This window comes from Bacillus sp. 05T31 (genome assembly GCF_056396725.1).
This window is the reverse complement of the sequence record NZ_JBFTMA010001387.1, coordinates 1-450: the sequence shown is the minus strand read 5'-3', so window position 1 is coordinate 450 and position 450 is coordinate 1. Positions and strand designations below refer to the sequence as shown.

Sequence of the window (450 nt, the reverse complement as noted above, 5' to 3'; positions counted from 1 at the left end):
GATCTACATAGCGGAAATCAGTTATAAAAACAGCGTTATCCGCAGAGATTAAGACGACGCCAGCACTACCTGTAAAGCCTGTTGTATATTGACGATTTTCTTTTTTTGTAATAAGTAGTCCGTCAATTTCATAGTTTTGTAGTTGATTTTGGATTTTATTAATTCTTAAAGTCATGTTAATTCCCCCTTTTCGCAGTATTTAATAAAGCAAATAGCGTGCCAAAAAATATTTTTAGAGAAAAAGATAGTGGGAATTGCATATATTTTAGAGAAGATAAGAAATTCAGCCCATTATTTGTGGGCGGTGGGCTGCTCGTGAAATACAGATTAGTGAGAGAATGAAAAAAACATCAACTAAAGATTCAATTTCTTTACACACTGTAAAAAAATTTATACAAATACGAAATAGCACTGTCAAATTTTTTGATAATATTGAAGTTAGGAAAGTAA

Annotated in this window: 1 protein-coding gene; it reads right to left on the bottom strand. The window is 31.3% G+C overall.

Annotation, left to right across the window (positions count from 1 at the left end; genetic code table 11):
- Window positions 1–175: aminopeptidase P family N-terminal domain-containing protein (locus tag AC1DJR_RS33430; RefSeq protein ID WP_477004617.1), on the bottom strand; the 175-nt coding region annotated here is incomplete at its 3' end.
- Window positions 176–450: the final 275 nt, after the last annotated feature.